A 21,955-nucleotide genomic window follows, 5' to 3' on the forward strand; every position below is an offset into this window, starting at 1 on the left:
TTACCCCAGTAAGCGATGAATTCGTTGCAAGCCTGTCACCAGGCGATCCACTTCTTCATGGGTGTTATACATTGCCAGCGACGCCCGGCACATCGCCGGCACCTGATAAAAAGCCATCAGCGGCATCGCGCAATGGTGTCCGGTCCGCACGGCGATCCCGTAATTATCGAGAAAACTGCCGACGTCATAGGCGTGATGTTTGCCGAGATTAAAGGCAATCACGCCCAGACGGTCAGTGGGGCCGTACAGCGTGAGATCCGGCACCGCCTTCAGTTGCTCCAGCGCATAGTGCATCAGGTTCTGTTCGTATTCGTTAATCGCCTCCAGTCCCAGCGCTGAAACATACTCCAGCGCGGCGCCAAAGCCGATAATCCCGCCGGTATTCGGCGTCCCCGCTTCGAAGCGCCACGGCGCTTTCGTCCAGGTCGTCCCCTGCGTCAGGCTGACGGTGGCGATCATCGACCCGCCCCCTTCCCAGGGCGGCATCTGTTGCAACAGCGCCTCTTTGACATAGAGCACACCAATACCGGTCGGGCCATACAGCTTGTGACCCGAGAAGACGTAAAAATCGCAGTCCAGCGCCTGAACGTCTACCGGGTGGTGCATTACCGCCTGCGCACCGTCCACCAGCACCTTTGCGCCATGCTGATGCGCCAGCGCGATCATTTCGGCGACAGGGTTTTCCGTACCCAGTACATTAGAGACGTGCGTTATCGCCAGCAGCCGGGTTTTCTCATCAAACAGGGTAGGTAGGATCTCCTGTTGCAATGTGCCGTCGGCGTTCAGCGGGATCACCCGCAGCTCAGCGCCCACCCGCGCGCACAGCATCTGCCAGGGCACGATGTTGGCATGGTGCTCCATCTCACTGATGATGATGTTATCGCCCGCGTGGACGTTCTCTGGCCCCCAACTGTTGGCGACCAGGTTAATGCCTTCCGTTGTACCGCGCACAAACACCAGCTCTTCCGCAGAGCGTGCGTTAATAAACAGCGATGCCAGCTTGCGCACATTCTCCATTTTTTCGGTGGCCTGAGCGCTGAGGGTGTGGATCCCCCGATGCACCGCCGCATAACCGTGACGATAAAACTCAGCTTCCGCGTCAATCACCTGCGCCGGTTTTTGCGCGCTGGCGGCGCTGTCGAGATACGCCAGCGGCAGACCATTCACTTCGCGCGTGAGGACTGGAAAATCCGCACGTATTGTGTCGATGGGAAATGTCATGCTACGCCTCCCGGCAGACGTTGGCCGATCCGCGCCAGCACCTGTTGTTTCAATGCCTCGTCGCTCAGCGCTTCCGTCAGTTCTGCGGCAAAGGCATAAAGAATCATCTGTTGCGCATCCCGTTGAGCAATCCCGCGCGAGCGCAGGTAGAACATCTGCTCATCGTCAATACGCCCTACCGTCGCCCCGTGACTACACTTCACGTCATCGGCGTAAATTTCCAGTTGCGGTTTGGTATCCACTTCTGCAAGCTTGCCGAGCAGCAGATTATTGTTCGTCATCTGCCCGTCCGTTTTGATTGCGTGTTGGGCAACGTTAATCAGCCCGTTAAATACCGCCCGCCCCTTATCGCTGACGATGGTTTTATGCAACTGACGACTGTTGCAATAGCCTTTGTTGTGCTCAAGCCATGTGCGGGTATCGCAGACCTCATTTTTCACCGGCATCGCCAGGCTGTTGATCCTGAGGGTCGTATTCTCGCCGTTCAGTTGTGTGCTGGTGTTGTGACGCAACACCGCATCGCCGAGCAGAAAGCTGTGGCTGTGCGCCGACGCGTCTGCCGCCAGCAAGATGTCGTTATGGGCGAAGTGATGGCTAAGCGGGTTTTCAAATACCAGCTTTATGTGATGCAGGTGCGCGTTTGCCGCCACGTTCATGGTCAGGCGCGCGCCGGTGAAATGTCGGGCATCATTCAGACTGACGTAATGCTCGATAATCGTCGCCTCCGCCCCTTCCGCCAGCTCAAGATGGTGACGATAGTGCGCCGTGTTCACCTCTTCTGCGGATACGCCCTGGGTGATGTGCATCAACAGCAGCGGTTTTGCCGGGCGCTGGTTACGCTTAACGCGAATATGGGTCACGCTACGCGCCAGGCTTTCGGTGAGATGCAAAAACACTTCCGGTTGTACCGCGACCGGCAGGGTCTGGCGCTCGTCGTTGATCGCCACCTCAAAACCGCTGTTCTCCCAACTGTCGCTGAGCGTCGGGTTGAACTGCCCGTCGACAAACACCAGTCGCAATGCCTCCACGTTAAGCGCTAACGCATCGCGCTGTGCCGGGGAAACATCGGCATAACGACTGACGAACAAGCTGTTGCTGAGTCCTTCCAGCGGTGTGTATTTCCAGTTCTCATGTTTGCGCGTTGGCAGCCCCAGACGCAGAACCTGCTGGAGATGCTGTTGTGCCTGTTCAGAACGCGTCTCACCCTGTGCTTCAAACAGGTGATGCCATTGTTGCAGCGCATTACTGCTGTTCGGTAAGCCAGCCATATCCCTGCTCCTCCAGTTGTTTGACCAGCGTGAAATCGCCAGACTTCACAATCCGTCCCTGATACAGGACGTGGACAAAATCCGGCTTGATATAGTCAAGGATGCGCTGATAGTGGGTGACAATAATGAACGAGCGCTTACCGTCACGCAGTGAGTTGACCCCATCGGCAACCACTTTCAGGGCATCAATATCCAGCCCGGAGTCCGATTCATCGAGAATGCACAGTTCCGGCTCAAGCACCGCCATTTGCAGAATGTCATTCCGCTTCTTCTCGCCGCCGGAAAAACCGACGTTTACCGAGCGGGTTAGCAGATCTTCCGGCATCTTCAGCAGCGCGATTTTCTCTTCCATCAGATCCTGAAAATCGAAACGATCAAGCGATTCCTGGCCGCGATACGTACGCACCGCATTGAGCGCTGTTTGCAGGAAAAACTGATTGCTGACGCCGGGGATTTCCACCGGATACTGGAAGGCCATAAAGATACCTTCGCCTGCTCTTTCTTCCGGCGCCAGGTCCAACAGGTCTTTCCCTTTAAACATCACCGACCCGCCGGTGACCTCGTAATCTTCACGCCCTGCCAGCGTCGCAGAAAGCGTACTTTTCCCGGAGCCGTTCGGTCCCATAATGGCATGCACTTCCCCCGGACGAACCTCAAGGTTCAACCCACGCAGGATGGCTTTTTCTTCCACACTGACCTGTAAATCTTTAATCGTTAACATGTTTCTTCCTTAACCGACGCTGTGTTCAAGGCTAATGGCTAAAAGTTTTTGTGCTTCGACGGCAAACTCCAGCGGCAACTCGGAGAACACGTCTTTACAGAACCCGTTGACGATCATTGAGATCGCATCTTCTTCGCTGATACCGCGCTGCAGACAATAGAACAGCTGATCTTCACCAATCCGTGAGGTGGTCGCTTCGTGCTCCAGCTGCGCGCTGTTGTTGCGGCATTCAACATACGGGAAGGTATGCGCTCCGCAGTCGGCGCCAATCAGCATCGAGTCGCACTGGGTAAAGTTACGGGCATTGGTGGCGGTCGGCATAATTTTGACCAGTCCGCGGTAGCTGTTCTGGCTGTGTCCGGCGGAAATCCCCTTCGAAATAATGGTCGAGCGGGTGTTCTTGCCGATGTGGATCATCTTGGTACCGGTGTCCGCCTGCTGATGACCGCTGGTTAACGCCACCGAATAAAATTCGCCGATCGAGTTGTCGCCGCGCAGAATACAGCTGGGGTATTTCCAGGTGATGGCTGACCCCGTTTCCGACTGGGTCCAGGACATTTTGCTGTTCTCGCCCTCACACAACGCGCGTTTGGTGACGAAGTTCAGAATGCCGCCGGTGTTGTTATCGCCAGGGAACCAGTTCTGGACGGTGGAGTATTTCACCTCGGCGTCTTTATGGATGATGACTTCCACGACCGCCGCGTGCAGCTGATAGCTGTCGCGCACTGGTGCAGAACAGCCTTCGATATAGCTTACATAGCTGCCTTCATCCGCTACCAGGATCGTGCGTTCAAACTGCCCGGTCTTTTCGGCGTTAATGCGAAAATAGGTTGAAAGCTCCATCGGGCAGCGCACGCCTTTCGGCACATAGATAAAAGTGCCATCAGAGGCGACTGCGGCATTCAACGCGGCGAAGAAGTTATCGTTGCCGGGCACGACGGTGCCAAGATACTGTTTCACCAGTTCGGGATGATCGTGTATCGCCTCACCAAAGGAGCAGAAAATGATCCCCTGCTCCGCCAGTTTTTCACGATAAGTGGTGGCAACAGAGACGGAGTCAAAAATGGCATCCACCGCGACTTCACGGCCTTCGCGTACCGGTACGCCAAGTTGTTCAAACGCGGCCTCAACTTCTTTGCTGAGAAAGGCGTTTGCCCCGGTTTGCTGGACCGCCCCCGGCTCAGAGGCGCAGGTCTCATCGCAATTCCCGCACGACGGCGCGGAATAGTAGCTGTAATCCTGATAATTCAGTTTCTCGTAGTGCGCCTTCAGCCAGTGCGGCTCCGGCATGTCGACCCACGCTCTGTACGCATTCAGGCGAAACTCCAGCATCCACTCCGGTTCATTACGTTTGGCCGAAATGGCGCGCACCACTTCTTCGTTGATCCCTTTCGCCAGCTCGTCTGTTTGCAGTTGGGTAAAGAAACCCTCTTTATAATTCAGGGGGCCGCCGGTCCAGGTTTTGACATCGTCAGTTGCTTCAGTATTACGAGACATAGTACCGCCTATACCCCAAAGCTTTCGCCACAACCGCATTCGTTCTGGGCTTTCGGGTTATGAAATTTGAATAACTGGTTTAATCCTTCACGGACGTAATCCACTTCCGTGCCGTCGATAAACGGCATCGCCTGTAACGGGACATAGAGCTTCGCGCCTTCAACCTCAAACAGCAGATCGTCTTTTTCCGGATCGCTGACGGTATCCAGCACATAGCCAAAACCCGCGCATCCCGTCTGTTTAACGCCCAGGCGCACGCCCAGCATGCCCGGCTGCTTTGCGACCAGTTCGCGAATATGGGCCGCTGCCGCCGGGGTTAGCGTCAATCCGCGCCAGGCAAAATCGTCCGGATTAAATGTTCCTGAATGCAATTCCATAGGGTTACCTCGCATAGTGAGCCATCAGGCTATAACACCATGTTAGTGATAACGATTCTCACTTCAACCCCTCAACAGCAGGGGCATTACGGTGTTTCACCTGTTTTGACCGCTTTTATTAAGCATAGACCCTGCTACGTGGGTTAAAAGGAATGGATGAATTTGTTCAAGATACTGATTAATAATGACTTTATCGTCTGTCATCGACCTGACTGGTCAAAACAGTAAAGATGTATAGAAAATGACTATTTCAGGGATAGGAATGACGTGAGAAGCGTGAAAGCACAGAAAAACAAAACCCTTAAGGTTGTCAGTAACAGCCCTAAGGGTTCCGGCCCCATCCGGCGCTTATCTCCGGCACTCATGATGGCTTAGCTCTTGAAGGGGCGATAAGAATAGTCTCATATCGGCAAAGGTCATTTTTAACACAAATTGCTATCTGCTGTTTTATACGTCAGATCAATTCATGGATTTTACGGCATGGCGGTCTGGATCGCCTCCAGAAACAACCGAAGCCCGGCGGGCTGATGTTCACGGGAAAGATACAGGCCGTACACGGCAAGGCGTCGGGGTTGCAAGGTTGGTAGCAGGCGAACCAGTCGTCCCTGAGCCAGTCCGTCACGCGCTTCCTTTTCCGGCACCAGCGCTATCCCCATGCCTGCCAGCGCGGATTCACAAAGTAAAGACGAGATCCCGGCACTCAAATTCCCCTTGATCGCCACCGAGACCGCCTCGCCCTGCTCGTTGAGAAAGTGCCACGATTTTCCTGCAAACCCACTGTAATACAGACAGTTATGCTGAGTGAGATCCTCCAGCGTCTGTGGGGTGCCGTGCTGACGCAAATACGCCTCTGATGCGCAGAGAACCGATTCGCAATCGCCAAGCCGGCGGGCAATCGCGCCAGGCTCCGGGTTATCGGTAATGCGAATGGCGACATCAATACGTTCACCGACCAGACTGACTGGCTGATTGTTTATCTCAACTTCAATGCGCAGTTCGGGATAACGCGCTAAAAATCCCGGCAGCATCGGGGCGAGAATATGCATTGCCGTAAAGTGCGCGCAGGCGACGCGTAGCGTTCCGCTGGGAATGTCTGCCGCCGACGCCGCGCCAATCGCTTGTGAGAGCTGCGCCAGCGTTCGCGTCTTCACCAGCGCCTCCTCCCCGGCGGGGGTAATTGTCAGCCTGCGCGAGGTGCGATGAATCAGCCGCGCCCCGGCCCATTTCTCCATCTCATCAAGATAGCGGCTCACCATCGGCCTGGAGAGACCCAGTGCCCGCGCCGCCGCACTCAGACTGCCTAAATCGCAGATATGATTGAATACCGTCGCCGCCATCACTCTGTCCATCGCCACCCATCCGATCGTTTTATGAAACTCAGCATGTTCTGATACGGGAATTCTAACAGATCTCAATTCCCTTAAAATACAGACCACACACAAGACCATTTCATCTGCATAAGGCTATTCCTCATGAAAAGTAAACTGCTGGCCCTGCTGTTGCCTGCTGTCGCCTCCCCCCTGTTTGCCGCGCCGCTGCAACTTGACGTCTATAACCCGCAGGAGAACGCCATTTTCCCTGTCTCCTCAACGTTAGTATCCGGTCCGACGGAAGCGATATTGTTTGATGCGCAGTTCAGCACTAAAGACGGTGAAAAGCTGGTGGAGATGATTAAATCCCGTGGCAAGACGCTGAAAGCCATCGTGATTACCTCCGGCGATCCGGATTTCTATTTCGGCCTGCAGCCGATTGTGAAAGCCTTTCCTGACGCGAAGGTACTGGCCACGCCGCGGGTCGTTGAGCATATTCAAGCCACCAAAGAGGCTAAGTTGCAGTACTGGGGACCCCAGATGAAAGAGGGTGCGCCAACGGCGCTGACCGTCCCGCAGGCAACCACAGAAACGCGTTTTCGCATCGATGGTGAAACGCTGGAACTGCGTCATCCCAGTGATTACGCGGCCTATGTTTGGGTGCCAGCGAACCGGACCATTCTCGGCGGCACGGGCGTGGCGTCAGGCATTCACGTCTGGACCGCTGACACCCAGACACCAGCGCAACGCGCATCATGGCGTCATGTTCTGACTGAAATGGATAGTCTAAAGCCTGCACAGGTTATTCCGGGTCATTACCTTGGTGAGCGCCCTGAAGGCGATCGGGCCATCCGCTTCACGCAGGATTATCTGCAATCGTTCGAACAGGCGCTGGCGGCGAAGCAAGGTTCGCCCTGGGTCATTAAAACGATGAAAGCGGCGTGGCCGGGACTGGCAGAGGAAAGTTCGCTGGAATTGAGCGCGAAAGTGAATTCGGGCGAGATGGCGTGGTAATACCGCCAGTGAGGAACAAAAAAACCCGACGCGCATGTCGGGTTCTTTTTACGTTAACGATCGCTGAATCAATGAACGCCAAGGCGCCAGGCAAAGTAGATCTCTTCTTTTAATTCAGTGGAAGAGAGCGTCAGTAAATCGGCAAATTCCAGCTCAAGTTGTTTCAGTCTTTTGAGATACTGGGCTGGAGAAAGCTCTGTTTTATCACGACGTAAAAACTCAATTGCCAGTTGGGCCGGGTCTAGTTGGCTAGTCATATCATCCTCGCTTATGGTCAAAACCTGCACAGTATATCACCTTTCGCTGTGCAGATTATGACCAAAAGCAATACTGATCACACTTTTTTGGTGACAACGTCACACAACTGCCGTGGTCAGCCGCGAAGTACAGCACAGTCGCTGCTGCTCATCATAGATGTCAATCTGCCAGACCTGATGACGGGCGCCGGTATGAATCGCCTTACAGATCCCCTTCACGCGCCCTTCCCGCGCAGAGCGAACATGGTTAGCGTTAACTTCCAGCCCCACCACTTTCTGCTCGCCCTGGGTGCACAGATAACCGGCAACCGAGCCGATGCTTTCTGCCAGCACGACAGAAGCGCCGCCGTGCAGCAGACCGAACGGCTGCTTCGTGCGTCCGTCGACGGGCATTGACGCTTCAAGCGTATCGTCGCCGATATGCTCAAAGCGAATATCCAGCAGGCCGACCATATTGCCTTCACCCATCGCATTGAGGGCGTCGAGGGTCACTTCACGTTTCCAGATCATCCAATAATCTCCAGTAATGCCTGTACAGGATGACGCACGCCCGTGCCTTCAACCCGTTTCACCTGGCTGCGACAGGAATATCCCGTTGCAAGGCAACGGCTACGCGGTAGCCGTTCCATCGCCTGATGCCATGACAGTTCATAAATGCCCAGCGAACTCGCATGGTTCTTCGCCTCATGACCGTAAGTACCGGCCATGCCGCAACAGCCCACGCTCACGTTTTCCAGCTTCGCGCCAACGCGGGCAAAGATCGACGCCCATTGCGCGGGCGCGCCGGGCAGCGCGGTCACTTCGGTACAATGGCCAAAGAAATACCAGGATTCGCCGCTAACCTCGCGCGGTTCCTGCGAAGCCAGCGCGGTTGCCAGCCACTCATTGGCGAGCTGGACGTGGAAATCGCCGCGCGCGTCGCCTAACGCCAGCTTGTACTCATCGCGATAACAGAGCACCAGCGCCGGATCAACACCGACCATCGGCATCCCCAGTTTTGCCACGCGGTTCAAAAACTCAGAGGTCTTTTTGGCGGTCTTCGCAAAGCGGGTCAGGAATCCTTTAATGTGCTGCGCTTTACCGTTTGGCGAGAACGGCAACAGAACCGGCTGCATCCCCAGCTTCTCAATCAAACGGACGAAATCAGCCACCACCTGCGCATCGTAATAGCTGGTGAACGGGTCCTGCACCACCAGCACCGTATTGGCTTTCTGCGCAGCCGACAGCGCTTCAAGCTGTTCCAGCGTCATATTCGCCGATCGATGCCCGACCATCTGTTGTTGCAGCGACGGCGTCGAGAGCAATGGCAGATCGACCATGCCAATATGCTTTGCGGACAGCTTGCGCACCAGCGGCTGATTAATAAAGAAGTTAAAGGTTTTCGGCGCCCGGGCCATCAACGGCGCATAGGTTTCAACCGTCGCCACCAGATGGTCACGCAGCGGACGCAGGTAGCGGGTATGGTAAAGTTGCAGGAAACGCGAACGGAATTCCGGCACATCGATTTTGATCGGACACTGCGTCGAGCACGCCTTACAGGCCAGACAGCCGGACATCGCCTCTTTTACTTCATGCGAGAAATCATACTCGCCCTTGTTGGCGTGCCAGGTGTTACGAGTACGCGCGATCAGAGAACGCAGGCTGGGTCGTTTACTTGCCAGCGCATTTTCCAGTCGCACCGGATCGACACCGCGATCCGCCAACAAACGTAACCATTCGCGCACCAGCGTCGCACGCCCTTTGGGTGAGTGGATACGATTGAGGCTGATTTTCATCGATGGGCACATCGGGCTCTTTGCATCGAAATTAAAGCACAAACCGTTGCCGTTACATTCCAGCGCACCGCGCCAGGTCTGGCGCACGGCCAGCGGAATTTGCCGGTCCCAGGTGCCGCGTTTAACCGCGTCGACTTTCATCATCGGTGCGTCGATGCCTTCAGGCGGACATATTTTCCCCGGATTCAGCCGGTTTTGCGGATCGAACGCCGCTTTAATCTTCCGCAGTTCCGCGAAAAGTTCATCACCGAAAAACGCCGGGCTGTACTCAGCGCGGAAACCTTTGCCGTGTTCCCCCCACAGCAGACCGCCATATTTTGCCGTCAGCGCCACCACTTCATCGGAGATTTGCTTCATCAGCACCTCCTGCTGTGGATCGCACATATCCAGCGCAGGACGCACATGCAGCACCCCGGCGTCAACGTGACCGAACATGCCGTAGCTCAGACCGTGACCATCAAGCAGCGCGCGGAACTCCGCGATGTAATCAGCAAGATGTTCCGGCGGTACGCAGGTGTCCTCGGCAAAGGGAATCGGTTTTGCCGCCCCTTTCGCATTACCCAGCAGGCCCACCGCTTTTTTACGCATGGCATAGATACGCTCAACGCCCGCCAGTTCAGTGCATAGCTGCCAGCCAATCACGCCCGCCTCTTCACGGGCAATCAGTTCATCAAGCCGCTCGCACAGGGAAGCCACCTGCGCGTCGATAACCGTTTCATCATCCCCGGCGAATTCGACAATGTTCAGGCCGAGCATTTCTTTGTCCGGGACATCGGTAATCAATTCGCTCACTGAATGCCAGACGATGTCTTCACGCGCCAGGTTCAGCACTTTTGAATCAACCGTCTCCACCGACAGCGCGCGCGCGTCCACCATAAACGGCGCATTGCGCAGCGCGGAGTCAAAAGAGTCGTATTTCACGTTCACCAGTCGACGCACTTTCGGCAGCGGCGTAATGTTCAGTCGCGCTTCCGTAATGAACGCCAGCGTCCCTTCCGAGCCGGTGAGAATTCGGGTCAGATCGAATTCGCTCATGTCATCGTTAAACACGTGACGCAAATCGTAGCCCGTCAGGAAGCGGTTCAGTTTGGGAAATTTATCAATAATTAACTGACGGTTATCGCGGCAGCGTTCAAACACAGTGCGATAGATACGACCAATCGTGGTGTTGCTCTGACCGAGCGTTTCCGCCAGTGCGACCGGCAGCGGCTGCGTGTCGAGAATATCGCCGCCCAGCAGCACGGCCCGCACCCCCAGCACGTGATCGGATGTCTTCCCGTAGACCAGAGAACCCTGTCCGGAGGCGTCGGTATTAATCATCCCGCCCAGCGTTGCCCGGTTACTGGTGGACAGTTCCGGGGCAAAGAAATAGCCATACGGCTTCAGATACTGGTTCAGTTGATCCTTGATCACCCCCGCTTCCACCCGCACCCAGCCCTCTTCCGGGTTGATTTCGATGATGCGGCTCATATAGCGGGACATATCGACAATGATGCCCTGATTGAGCGCCTGTCCGTTCGTGCCGGTACCGCCGCCGCGCGGCGTGAAAATCAGCGAGGCAAAGCGCGGCAGCGCCGCCAGGCGGGCAATGAGCGCCACATCAGCCGTTGAACGAGGGAAAACCACGGCATCGGGGAGAAGTTGATAGATACTATTATCTGTCGACATTGTCAGACGATCGGCATAACTGGTTGCCGTATCGCCGGTAAATCCTTGTTGCTCCAGCTCTTGCAAAAAATTGAGCACCAGCTGAACGACGCCGGGTGCCTGAGAAATTTGTGGAATCATTATCGTGACCCTTTCCTGCGGTCTGTGTGTTGTGGGAGTTAATCGTTTGCTTATTGTTGTATCACATTTTTTTCTAATACACCCAACAGAAATACTGGCAGAATCCGCCTGTCAAAAACCGCTGAAATTGCTCATCATTATGAGACGTGTTTCGAGCGGTCGCGTCGCGTCAACGATCTGACGCACTACATAGGTGAAAAGAGTTTATGGTCAATATTCGTCAGCCCAGGGATATCGCACAAGTGCTGCTGTCGGTGCTGTTTTTAGCCATCATGATTGTGGCGTGTCTCTGGATTGTTCAACCTTTTATTCTGGGCTTTGCCTGGGCCGGGACGATCGTCATTGCGACCTGGCCCGTTCTACTGCGCCTGCAAAAATTACTCTGGGGCCGCCGTTCGCTGGCGGTTCTGGTGATGACACTTTTATTAGTACTGCTGTTTGTGATCCCGATTGCCCTGCTGGTCAACAGTATCGTTGACGGCAGTGGACCGCTGATCCACGCCGTCACGAGCGGGGATATGACGTTGCCGGACCTGGCCTGGTTGAACAGCATTCCGCTGGTTGGCGCCAAACTGTATGCCGGCTGGCATAACCTGCTGGATATGGGCGGTACGGCGATTATGGCGAAGGTTCGCCCGTACATCGGTACCACAACAACCTGGTTTGTCGGTCAGGCCGCTCACATCGGTCGTTTTATGATGCACTGCAGCCTGATGCTGTTATTCAGCGCCCTGCTGTACTGGCGTGGAGAGACGGTGGCGTTGGGTATTCGTCATTTTGCCTACCGTCTGGCGGCAAAACGCGGAGACGCAGCGATGCTGCTGGCCGCCCAGGCGATCCGCGCGGTGGCGCTGGGCGTGGTTGTCACTGCCCTGGTGCAGGCGGTGCTGGGCGGCATCGGTCTGGCCGTGTCCGGCGTACCCTATGCCACACTGCTCTCCGTGGTGATGATCCTCTCCTGTCTGGTTCAACTGGGGCCGTTACCGGTATTGATTCCGGCCATTATCTGGCTTTACTGGAGCGGCGATACGACCTGGGGCAGCGTGCTGCTGGCCTGGAGTTGCGTGGTGGGCACACTGGATAACGTCATTCGCCCGATGCTGATTCGTATGGGCGCGGACTTGCCGCTGATCCTGATCCTCTCCGGCGTCATTGGCGGCCTGATTGCGTTTGGCATGATTGGGCTGTTTATCGGTCCGGTACTGCTGGCCGTTTCATGGCGACTGTTCTCGGCCTGGGTTAACGAAGCGCCTGTGCCGACCAGCGAACCTGAAGAGATCCTCGAAGAACTGGGTGAAATCGAAAACCTTAAAAAATAGCACGATAGCAGGCGACTGCGGTCGCCTGAATGTTTAGCACAGCTAATCAATAGTGTAGCGCGATGCCTCTGTCTTTCCTGTTCCCGCTTCGTTGTCCCTGATTTGTATCGCAAATTCTTTACAGTCTTTAAACTATTGAGACGAATCTGATCGACGCTAAAACACCCCATACCCTATTATTAGCTCACGGTTATAGATCAAGACATTGATTTATAAGTATGGAAATCCCCTGAGTGAAACAACGAATTGCTGTGTGTAGTCTTTGCCCATCTCCCACGATGGGCTTTTTTTTATCCTGACATGGCGGCTGTCTCACCGCAAAATAATCCTTCCCTCTGCCTTTATCCCTCTTTTTTTCAGGGGAATTCCCCTTTTCACATGCCGATAACAAATAATATTGCACAAGATACTGCGACTCTCTTCACGCCGAAATCAGCCTGATAATGTTATTTATGCTTTACTGTTTTTTAATATGAGGTCATTCAATGATGAACGCTTATGAGCTACAGGCATTACGTCATGTTTTTGCAATGACCATTGATGAGTGCGTATCGTGGATTGCGCCAGATTATAATGCCGCCGACTGGCAGCGGTGGGAAAATGGCGAATGTGAACTCCCTCCCGCCATTGTTGAAACGCTGCTGGAAATGCGTAGAAAAAGAAAATTACGTATTAATGCTATTATAGAGAAGATAAACAATCGCATTGGTAATAATACCATGCGTTTCTTTTCTGATTTAACCGATTTTCAGTCGGTCTATCGTGATGGCAGTTTTCTTGACTGGAAGATTTATCAATCCGTTGCTGCCGAACTCTATGCCCACGACCTGGAACGATTGTGTTAGACCACATATTTCCTGCCACTGGCGATTCATACTAAGAAACTTCAAATATAGAGACCCATTGTACTTTTAAGGCACGGGTATTTACCCCGTACCAGGGAAAATCATTAGCCATTTCGCTGAGCAGGCATCATGAAAAATCACTATTTCCCCACTGCGATGGGGCTATATCTCAATTACCTGGTGCACGGTATGGGAGTCATCCTGATGAGTCTCAACATGGCATCGCTCGAACAACAGTGGCAGACCAATGCCGCTGGGGTGTCAGTCGTGATCTCCTCATTAGGCATCGGGCGCTTAAGCGTGCTGTTTTGCGCCGGATTATTATCCGATCGGTTTGGCCGCCGCCCCTTCATCATTCTGGGGATGCTTTGTTATGTGACGTTCTTTTTCGGTATTCTGACGACCCATAATATCATCATCGCTTATGTGTTCGGCGTCCTCGCGGGCATGGCGAACAGTTTCCTGGACGCCGGGACCTATCCCAGCCTGATGGAGGCCTTTCCCTCTTCGCCGAGCACCGCCAACATTCTGATTAAGGCGTTTGTCTCCGGCGGACAGTTTTTACTGCCCATCATCATCAGTCTGCTCGTCTGGGCAGAACTGTGGTTTGGCTGGTCATTTATCGTTGCCGCCGCCATCATGCTGGTTAACGGTCTGTTTTTACTGCGCTGCGCCTTTCCACCGCATCCTGGACGCCGCCTCGCGCCGGTCACACCGACACACGAACCGCACCAGCGCCCGGCTGAAAGACATCGCTGCGCATTTATCGACCTTGCCAGCTATACGCTGTACGGCTACATCTCGATGGCGACGTTTTATCTCATCAGCCAGTGGCTGGCGCAGTATGGTCAGTTTGTCGCCGGGATGTCGTATACCCTGTCGATCAAACTGCTGAGTATCTACACCTGCGGTTCGCTGCTTTGCGTTTTGATTACCGCCCCGCTGGTGCGCAAAACGGTGCGTTCAACCACCTTGCTGATGCTGTACACTTTTGTTTCGTTTGTCGCGCTATTGACGGTGTGCCTGCATCCCACGATGTATGTCGTGATCGTCTTTGCCTTTGTGATCGGCTTTTCATCAGCCGGGGGCGTAGTGCAAATCGGTCTGACCCTGATGGCCGCCCGCTTTCCGCATGCCAAAGGGAAAGCCACCGGCATTTATTACAGTGCGGGCAGCATTGCTACCTTTACGATCCCGCTGGTCACGGCCCATCTCTCACAAAGGAGCATCGCCGATATTATGTGGTTCGATACCGGTATTGCCGCCATGGGGTTCTTGTTGGCGCTATTTATTGGCTATCGCAGCCGTCTCGAAACGAAACGTCAATTGATGATGTCACCGGTGGCGGAATAAGGCTGAATCCGCCGAATGCAATATTCTTATCACTGACTGCAATATAGTTTGTATAACACCGTTATTAACAATAAAACGTCGCAGGATACGTGGGTTTTCACACTTTCGTCTGCAATATACCTGGTTACGAAAACGTCATGTTATGTAGTTCATGTCGTTTCACCATCGTATATTAATAAAAAATCGCCGGATATAAAAACGCTGGCGAAAGCAGAATTAAATTAACCGGCAAGGAGCTTTGAAAAAATGTCACAGAATAAGGCTTTCAGCACGCCATTTTTCCTGGCGGTCATCTGTATTTATCTCAGCTATTTTCTCCACGGTATTAGCGTCATTACGCTGGCGCAAAATATGACCTCACTCGCCGCGAAGTTTTCTACTGACAGCGCAGGGATCGCCTATTTAATTTCCGGCATCGGACTTGGTCGTCTGGTGAGTATTCTGTTTTTTGGCGTCCTGTCGGATAAATTCGGTCGTCGGGCGATCATTTTGTTGGGTGCCGCGTTATATATTCTCTTTTTCTTCGGCATCCCTGCCAGTCCTAACCTGATGGTGGCCTTTGTCCTCGCCGTCTGCGTTGGCGTGGCCAACTCTGCGCTTGATACCGGAGGCTACCCGGCACTGATGGAATGTTTCCCGAAAGCGTCAGGTTCCGCGGTGATCCTCGTCAAAGCAATGGTCTCCTTCGGACAGATGCTCTATCCGATGCTGGTCGGCTATATGCTGCTCAACAACATCTGGTACGGCTATGGAGTGATCATTCCTGGCATTCTGTTTGTACTGATCACCCTGATGTTACTGCGCAGTCAGTTCCCCGGCCAGTTGGTGGATGCCAGCGTCGCTAAAGAGTTACCGCAGATGAACAGCAAACCGCTGGTCTGGCTTGAAGGAGTGGCTTCCGTCATGTTTGGCGTGGCAGCGTTTTCCACCTTTTACGTTATCGTGGTCTGGATGCCGAAATACGCCATGGCCTTCGCCGGAATGGAAGAAGCGGATGCGCTGAAAACCATCACGTATTACAGCCTGGGTTCGCTGGTCTGCGTCTTTATCTTTGCCGCACTGCTGAAAAAAATGGTTCGCCCCATCTGGGCTAACGTCTTTAATGCCGGACTGGCCACCGTTACCGCGGCCGTCATTTATCTCTGGCCGTCACCGCTGGTGTGTAACGCGGGCGCGTTTGTGATTGGCTTCTCTGCCGCGGGCGGGATTTTACAACTGGGCGTGTCGGTGATGTCGGAATTCTTTCCGAAGAGCAAAGCCAAAGTCACCAGCGTTTATATGATGATGGGCGGCCTCGCGAATTTTGTTATTCCGCTGATTACCGGTTACCTCTCCACCATCGGCCTGCAATACATCATTTTACTGGATTTCGCTTTTGCCCTGCTGGCCTTTATCACCGGCATTATCGTTTTTGTTCGCTATTACCGGGTCTTTAATATTCCACAAAACGATATCCGTCTGGGCGAACGTTATTTCTCAACAAAAAGTTAAGCGACAATTTAAGGAGTCATGTTATGGATGTAACCGCGAAATATGAACTGATCGGCTTAATGGCTTATCCCATCAGACACAGTTTGTCGCCTGAAATGCAAAATAAGGCGCTGGAGAAAGCCGGATTGCCGTTTACCTATATGGCCTTTGAGGTCGACAACAGCACCTTCGCTGGCGCTATCGAGGGGCTGAAAGCGTTAAAAATGCGCGGGACCGGCGTATCGATGCCCAATAAACAGCTGGCCTGTGAATTTGTTGATGAACTGACCCCGGCGGCGAAACTGGTTGGCGCGATTAATACCATCGTCAATGATGACGGCTACCTGCGTGGTTACAATACCGACGGCACCGGTCACATTCGCGCAATTAAAGAGAGTGGTTTCGATATCAAGGGTAAAACCATGGTATTACTGGGTGCGGGTGGCGCCTCCACGGCCATTGGTGCGCAGGCAGCCATTGAGGGGATCAAAGCGATTAAACTCTTTAACCGCAATGATGAATTTTTCCAGAAAGCGCTGGACTTCGCTAAGCGGGTGAATGAAAACACCGACTGCGTGGTGACGGTGACAGACCTTGCTGACCAGCAGGCCTTCGCTGACGCGCTGGCGACAGCGGATATCCTGACCAATGGCACTAAAGTCGGCATGAAGCCGCTGGAAAATGAATCGATTGTCAGTGACGTGAGCCTGCTACGTCCGGAACTGCTGGTTACCGAATGCGTTTACAACCCGCATATGACGAAGTTATTGCAACAAGCGCAACAGGCCGGTTGCAAAACAATCGATGGTTACGGCATGTTGTTGTGGCAAGGCGCTGAACAGTTCAAACTGTGGACCGGCAAAGATTTTCCGCTGGAATACGTAAAACAGGTGATGGGGTTTGCGGCCTGACGGCCAGGAACTAAGACTGATAAAAGGTATTAAATGAAAACCGTAACCGTAAAAAACCTCGTGATTGGCGAAGGGGCTCCAAAAATAATCGTCTCGCTGATGGGCAAAGATATCGCCAGCGTCCGCACAGAAGCGCAGGCCTATCGCGACGCGGATTTCGACATTCTGGAATGGCGCGTTGACCATTTCGCCGATGTCGCCTCTGCCGATGCCGTCCTGGAGGCTGTCCGCGCAATCCGCACTGAACTGCCCCAGACTCCCCTGCTGTTTACGTTCCGTAGTGCGAAGGAAGGGGGTGAACAGGCCATTTCAACCGACGCCTATCTCGCGCTGAATCGCGCGGCGGTCGATAGCGGCCTGGTGGATATGATCGATCTCGAACTGTTTACCGGTGATGAGCTGGTCAAGGCGACGGTAGACTACGCGCACAGCAAAAACGTCAGCGTGATCATGTCCAACCATGATTTCCACAAGACGCCAGCAGAAGAAGAGATCGTTGCACGGCTGCGCAAAATGCAGGAACTGGGTGCCGATATTCCGAAGATCGCCCTGATGCCGCAGAACCACAGAGATGTTCTGACGCTGCTTTCCGCTACGCTGAAAATGCAGGAACAGTACGCTGACCGTCCGGTGATCACCATGTCGATGTCCAAAACCGGTGTGATTTCACGGCTGGCCGGTGAAGTCTTCGGCTCCGCGGCGACCTTTGGCGCGGTTAAAAAGGCTTCGGCACCGGGACAAATATCCGTTAGCGATCTGCGTACGGTATTAACGATATTACATCAGGCGTAATTAACGAAATAAAGGCGGGACAGATTCTCTCCCGCCATTAAATATATATTTTATTCCACAGTGAATATTCCACATGAATATTCAGCGGAGGCCTGCGCCTGAACACAGCGGCGTAGGGCTTCTGCCGGGTATCCAGGAGTTTATATGAAACCTGAAAGACCACCACGCGTTAATGGTCGCGTGCCTGTGCTCTCGGCCCAGGACGCAGTAAATTATATTAAAGATGAAGATGTACTGTGTATATTAGGCGCAGGCGGCGGTATTCTGGAAGCCACCACCTTAATTACCGCTTTAGCCGATAAATATAAGCAAACGCAAACGCCACGGAATTTATCGATTATCAGTCCGACGGGTCTGGGCGATCGCGCCGATCGCGGAATCAGCCCGCTGGCTCAGGAAGGCCTGGTGAAATGGGCTCTGTGTGGGCACTGGGGGCAGTCGCCGCGTATTTCGGATTTAGCGGAACAAAATAAGATTGTCGCCTATAACTATCCACAAGGGGTGCTGACTCAGGCTCTGCGTGCGTCTGCCGCCCACCAGCCGGGGATCCTCAGCGATATCGGGATTGGCACCTTCGTCGACCCGCGCCAACAGGGGGGCAAGCTCAATGAGGTCACCAAAGAAGACCTTATCAAGCTGGTGGAGATTGATAACAAAGAATATCTCTACTACAAAGCGATTGCGCCTACCGTCGCGTTTATCCGCGCCACCACCTGCGACAGCGAAGGCTATGCCTCGTTTGAAGATGAGGTGATGTACCTCGACGCGCTGGTGCTGGCTCAGGCGGTGCACAACCACGGTGGCATCGTGATGATGCAGGTGCAGAAAATGGTCAAGAAAGCCACGCTGCATCCTAAATCCGTACGTATCCCCGGCTATCTGGTGGATATCGTGGTGGTCGACCCAGACCAGACGCAACTGTACGGCGGCGCGCCGGTGAACCGGTTTATCTCGGGCGATTTCACCCTCGACGACAGCACCCAGCTCTCCCTGCCCCTCAACCAACGCAAACTGGTTGCCCGTCGCGCCTTGTTTGAAATGCGTAAAGGTGCGGTCGGTAACGTTGGCGTCGGCATCGCGGATGGCATTGGACTGGTGGCCCGTGAGGAAGGCTGTGCAGATGACTTTGTACTGACCGTTGAAACCGGCCCCGTGGGTGGGATCACCTCCCAGGGTGTCGCTTTTGGCGCAAACGTCAACACTCGCGCCATTCTTGATATGACCTCACAGTTTGACTTCTACCATGGCGGTGGGCTGGACGTCTGCTATCTGAGCTTTGCGGAAGTTGACCGCCACGGCAACGTCGGGGTGCACAAATTTAACGGCAAAATCATGGGAACTGGCGGCTTTATCGATATCAGCGCGACCTCAAAGAAAATTGTTTTCTGCGGCACGCTAACCGCTGGCAGTCTGAAAACAGAAGTGGCCGACGGTAAATTAACCATCGTCCAGGAAGGCCGGGTGAATAAATTCATCAGCGAACTGCCGGAAATCACCTTTAGCGGAAAAATCGCCCTCGAGCGCGGTCTGGACGTGCGCTACATCACCGAACGCGCGGTATTTACGCTAAAAGAGGACGGTCTGCATCTTATTGAAATTGCCCCTGGAGTGGATCTGGAGCGCGATATTCTGGCGAAAATGGATTTCGCACCGGTTATTTCACCAGACCTGAAACTGATGGATGAAAGATTATTTATCGACGCCACCATGGGTTTTGAACTGCCGGAAGCGGCGAATTAAAAGGAGTATGATGATGGACTTTTCTTTAACCGAAGAGCAAGAGCTGCTGCTTGCCAGTATCCGGGAACTGATCACCAGCAATTTTCCGGAAGAGTATTTCCGCACCTGCGACCAGACGGCGACCTACCCCAGAGAGTTTATGCGTGCGCTGGCGGATAACGGGATTTCCATGCTGGGCGTACCGGAAGAGTTCGGCGGTATTCCGGCAGACTATGTCACCCAAATGCTGGCCCTGATGGAAGTGTCAAAATGCGGCGCCCCGGCCTTTCTGATCACCAACGGGCAGTGTATTCACAGCATGCGCCGTTTCGGCTCGCCAGAACAACTGCGGAAAACGGCGGAAAGCACGCTAGAGACCGGCGATCCGGCCTATGCCCTGGCGTTAACCGAGCCAGGTGCGGGTTCTGACAACAACAGCGCCACCACCAGCTACACGCGCAAAGACGGAAAGGTATACCTGAACGGCCAGAAGACGTTTATTACCGGCGCCAAAGAGTACCCATACATGCTGGTGCTGGCGCGCGATCCCGAGCCAAAAGATCCGAAGAAAGCCTTTACCCTCTGGTGGGTGGAGTCCAACAAGCCTGGGATCAAAATCAATCCGCTGCACAAAATCGGCTGGCATATGCTCAGCACCTGCGAAGTCTATCTCGACAACGTTGAGGTGGATGAAAGCGACATGGTGGGCGAAGAAGGCATGGGCTTTCTCAACGTGATGTATAACTTTGAGATGGAACGTCTGATCAACGCTGCGCGCAGTACCGGCTTCGCCGAATGCGCCTTTGAGGATGCCGCACGTTATGCCAACCAGCGCATTGCGTTTGGCAAACCGATTGGACACAACCAGATGATCCAGGAAAAGCTGGCGCTGATGGCAATCAAAGTCGACAACATGCGCAATATGGTGCTGAAGGTGGCATGGCAGGCCGATCAGGAGCAGTCACTGCGTACCAGCGCCGCGCTGGCGAAACTGTATTGCGCCCGCACCGCGATGGAAGTGATTGACGATGCAATTCAGATTATGGGCGGGCTGGGTTATACCGACGAAGCGCGTGTCTCCCGATTCTGGCGCGATGTCCGTTGTGAACGGATTGGCGGCGGGACGGATGAGATCATGATTTATGTCGCAGGTCGGCAGATCCTGAAGGATTATCAGAACAAGTAATCGACAGGCCGGATACGGTACTTGCATCGTATCCGGCCATTCAAACGCTTACCGATGATGACACATATACTCAGACGTCGGACAACAGGCAGGCCTGCTCTGTCAGGCTGTTTTTAAACTGTTTACGATAATCGCCTGGCGAACAGCCGACGTGGCGCAAAAACAGCTTCGCGAAGTGGTCGACATTTTCATACCCGACGCGCCAGGAAATTTCGGCCTGTGAATAATCAGTATTGGTTAAGGCAAATTTCGCTTCGGTCATCCGCCGCTGAATCACATAATTAATCGGTGAAATATGGTACTCGCGGGTGAATTCGTGACAAATATAGCTGACGCTGGCACGAAATTTTTTTGATAACTGCTCAAGCGTAATTTTCTCCCGATAATTATTATTGAGATAGACCAGAATATCTTTAATCAGAACATCTTTTTTAATATGTCCTTGTTCCGAACGATACGCATTTTTAAAGTTCTCAAAGAAGAGCACTGTCAACGCATAGGCAAAAGCATCGCAGACGGACGACGTCAGGCCATTTTTACTTTGCGGCAGCATCACCCCGAGCTCATTAAAAATACTTTTGATCACTTCTTTTCCCTGGCCGACGGCAACCACCGGACAGGAATGCGATTGTAGCAGTTGGTTTTCCTCCCAGCCCTGAAAGCGAAAGCCATACAGCGCACAGGTGTAGGTGGTGGCTGGCGCGTTCACATCCGATGTCACGGCATGTAACCGCCCCCGCTCCACCACGACAATATCATCTTCGTGAGCCACATAAAGGGAAGAGTCGATCGTTAATCTGACGATGCCTTTTTTGACATAAATGAGCTCGGTCTCATTGTCATGAACATGATGACCGGACTCCCAACGGGGATCATCACTAATGACAAATCGGGAAAATCGCGGGGTTTTGCCCTGGTCAAAAAGGCTTTCTATGGCATTATCAAAGCAGCGTTGATACATGACAACCTCCACAAGCAGAAATTTATCCTGAACAATATAATGAGGATAAAATAAAGCGAGTATGGCGGTTATACAACTGTATTTAGTAAGGGCAAAACAAGATTATTTCCCTCACCTGCAAGATAATACGTTTAATTTTCTCAAATGATTTTCTACTCATTTCTTTTGTAC

The 21,955-nt window shown here is 53.5% G+C and carries 19 protein-coding genes and 1 other RNA gene; 10 read left to right on the forward strand and 10 right to left on the reverse strand.

Annotation, left to right across the window (positions count from 1 at the left end; all coding sequences use genetic code 11):
• The 6 genes from sufS to OGW13_RS21220 all read right to left on the reverse strand — a co-directional run bounded on the left by sufS (nucleotide 1) and on the right by OGW13_RS21220 (nucleotide 6,433).
• Entirely contained in the window at nucleotides 1-1,221 is a 1,221-nt protein-coding gene (gene sufS / locus OGW13_RS21195) for a cysteine desulfurase SufS (RefSeq protein WP_044265425.1), read from the reverse strand.
• Entirely contained in the window at nucleotides 1,218-2,489 is a 1,272-nt protein-coding gene (sufD, locus tag OGW13_RS21200) for a Fe-S cluster assembly protein SufD (protein ID WP_099434101.1), read from the reverse strand. The genes sufS and sufD overlap by 4 nt, the downstream gene beginning before the upstream one ends.
• Entirely contained in the window at nucleotides 2,464-3,210 is a 747-nt protein-coding gene (gene sufC / locus OGW13_RS21205) for a Fe-S cluster assembly ATPase SufC (RefSeq protein ID WP_043000844.1), read from the reverse strand. The genes sufD and sufC overlap by 26 nt, the downstream gene beginning before the upstream one ends.
• 9 nt (nucleotides 3,211-3,219) lie before the next feature.
• Complete coding sequence (gene sufB, locus OGW13_RS21210) at nucleotides 3,220-4,707, reverse strand: Fe-S cluster assembly protein SufB (protein ID WP_044254746.1); 1,488 nt, start codon at nucleotides 4,705-4,707, stop codon at nucleotides 3,220-3,222.
• Between the two features lie 8 nt (nucleotides 4,708-4,715).
• Nucleotides 4,716-5,084, reverse strand: a complete 369-nt coding sequence (gene sufA, locus OGW13_RS21215; RefSeq protein WP_043000846.1) for a Fe-S cluster assembly scaffold SufA — start codon at nucleotides 5,082-5,084, stop codon at nucleotides 4,716-4,718.
• A gap of 473 nt (nucleotides 5,085-5,557) precedes the next feature.
• Nucleotides 5,558-6,433: a LysR family transcriptional regulator gene (locus OGW13_RS21220; RefSeq protein ID WP_043000847.1), complete on the reverse strand. Its 876-nt coding sequence runs from the start codon at nucleotides 6,431-6,433 to the stop codon at nucleotides 5,558-5,560.
• A 123-nt stretch (nucleotides 6,434-6,556) separates the two neighbouring features.
• Here OGW13_RS21220 and OGW13_RS21225 point away from each other — a divergent pair, with 123 nt between their 5' ends.
• Nucleotides 6,557-7,408 carry a Vmh family MBL fold metallo-hydrolase gene (locus OGW13_RS21225; RefSeq protein ID WP_043000848.1) on the forward strand — a complete coding sequence of 284 codons (852 nt, stop codon included), beginning with the start codon at nucleotides 6,557-6,559 and terminating at the stop codon, nucleotides 7,406-7,408.
• 68 nt (nucleotides 7,409-7,476) lie between these two features.
• Here the strand turns inward: OGW13_RS21225 and OGW13_RS21230 are convergent, their stop codons facing one another.
• The 3 genes from OGW13_RS21230 to ydiJ form a co-directional block, all read right to left on the reverse strand.
• The gene (locus OGW13_RS21230) at nucleotides 7,477-7,665 is read right to left on the reverse strand and encodes a YdiH family protein (RefSeq protein WP_042282711.1); all 189 of its coding nucleotides are present in this window, start codon (nucleotides 7,663-7,665) and stop codon (nucleotides 7,477-7,479) included.
• Nucleotides 7,666-7,764: 99 nt separating this feature from the next.
• The gene (menI, locus tag OGW13_RS21235) at nucleotides 7,765-8,175 is read right to left on the reverse strand and encodes a 1,4-dihydroxy-2-naphthoyl-CoA hydrolase (RefSeq protein WP_043000849.1); all 411 of its coding nucleotides are present in this window, start codon (nucleotides 8,173-8,175) and stop codon (nucleotides 7,765-7,767) included.
• Nucleotides 8,172-11,228, reverse strand: coding sequence for a D-2-hydroxyglutarate dehydrogenase YdiJ (gene ydiJ, locus OGW13_RS21240; RefSeq protein ID WP_287116450.1), 3,057 nt, complete (start codon nucleotides 11,226-11,228; stop codon nucleotides 8,172-8,174). Before ydiJ ends, menI begins: the two co-directional genes overlap by 4 nt.
• Before the next feature lie 206 nt (nucleotides 11,229-11,434).
• Here ydiJ and ydiK point away from each other — a divergent pair, with 206 nt between their 5' ends.
• From ydiK to OGW13_RS21285, 9 genes are all read left to right on the forward strand, one after another.
• The gene (gene ydiK, locus OGW13_RS21245; RefSeq protein ID WP_043000851.1) at nucleotides 11,435-12,547 is read left to right on the forward strand and encodes an AI-2E family transporter YdiK; all 1,113 of its coding nucleotides are present in this window, start codon (nucleotides 11,435-11,437) and stop codon (nucleotides 12,545-12,547) included.
• 186 nt (nucleotides 12,548-12,733) lie between these two features.
• Nucleotides 12,734-12,841: antisense sRNA RprA (gene rprA / locus OGW13_RS21250), an RNA gene on the forward strand.
• Nucleotides 12,842-13,035: 194 nt separating this feature from the next.
• Nucleotides 13,036-13,392, forward strand: a complete 357-nt coding sequence (locus OGW13_RS21255; RefSeq protein ID WP_156595503.1) for a YdiL family protein — start codon at nucleotides 13,036-13,038, stop codon at nucleotides 13,390-13,392.
• Nucleotides 13,393-13,521: 129 nt separating this feature from the next.
• On the forward strand, nucleotides 13,522-14,745 hold the full coding sequence (locus OGW13_RS21260) for an MFS transporter (RefSeq protein WP_187251440.1): 1,224 nt from the start codon (nucleotides 13,522-13,524) through the stop codon (nucleotides 14,743-14,745).
• Nucleotides 14,746-14,991: 246 nt separating this feature from the next.
• Entirely contained in the window at nucleotides 14,992-16,236 is a 1,245-nt protein-coding gene (locus tag OGW13_RS21265; RefSeq protein WP_043000853.1) for an MFS transporter, read from the forward strand.
• A gap of 23 nt (nucleotides 16,237-16,259) precedes the next feature.
• Nucleotides 16,260-17,126, forward strand: a complete 867-nt coding sequence (gene ydiB, locus OGW13_RS21270) for a quinate/shikimate dehydrogenase (protein WP_044328161.1) — start codon at nucleotides 16,260-16,262, stop codon at nucleotides 17,124-17,126.
• A gap of 33 nt (nucleotides 17,127-17,159) precedes the next feature.
• Nucleotides 17,160-17,918 carry a type I 3-dehydroquinate dehydratase gene (aroD, locus tag OGW13_RS21275; RefSeq protein WP_044265437.1) on the forward strand — a complete coding sequence of 253 codons (759 nt, stop codon included), beginning with the start codon at nucleotides 17,160-17,162 and terminating at the stop codon, nucleotides 17,916-17,918.
• Between the two features lie 144 nt (nucleotides 17,919-18,062).
• The gene (locus tag OGW13_RS21280; RefSeq protein WP_044254768.1) at nucleotides 18,063-19,658 is read left to right on the forward strand and encodes an acyl CoA:acetate/3-ketoacid CoA transferase; all 1,596 of its coding nucleotides are present in this window, start codon (nucleotides 18,063-18,065) and stop codon (nucleotides 19,656-19,658) included.
• A 13-nt stretch (nucleotides 19,659-19,671) separates the two neighbouring features.
• A complete protein-coding gene (locus tag OGW13_RS21285) occupies nucleotides 19,672-20,823 on the forward strand; it encodes an acyl-CoA dehydrogenase (RefSeq protein ID WP_042319326.1) in 1,152 nt (383 codons plus the stop codon).
• A gap of 70 nt (nucleotides 20,824-20,893) precedes the next feature.
• Here the strand turns inward: OGW13_RS21285 and OGW13_RS21290 are convergent, their stop codons facing one another.
• The gene (locus tag OGW13_RS21290; RefSeq protein ID WP_287116451.1) at nucleotides 20,894-21,784 is read right to left on the reverse strand and encodes an AraC family transcriptional regulator; all 891 of its coding nucleotides are present in this window, start codon (nucleotides 21,782-21,784) and stop codon (nucleotides 20,894-20,896) included.
• Nucleotides 21,785-21,955 lie beyond the last annotated feature (171 nt).

The organism is Citrobacter sp. Ca225 (assembly GCF_030337175.1).
Lineage (GTDB): Bacteria > Pseudomonadota > Gammaproteobacteria > Enterobacterales > Enterobacteriaceae > Citrobacter_A > Citrobacter_A amalonaticus.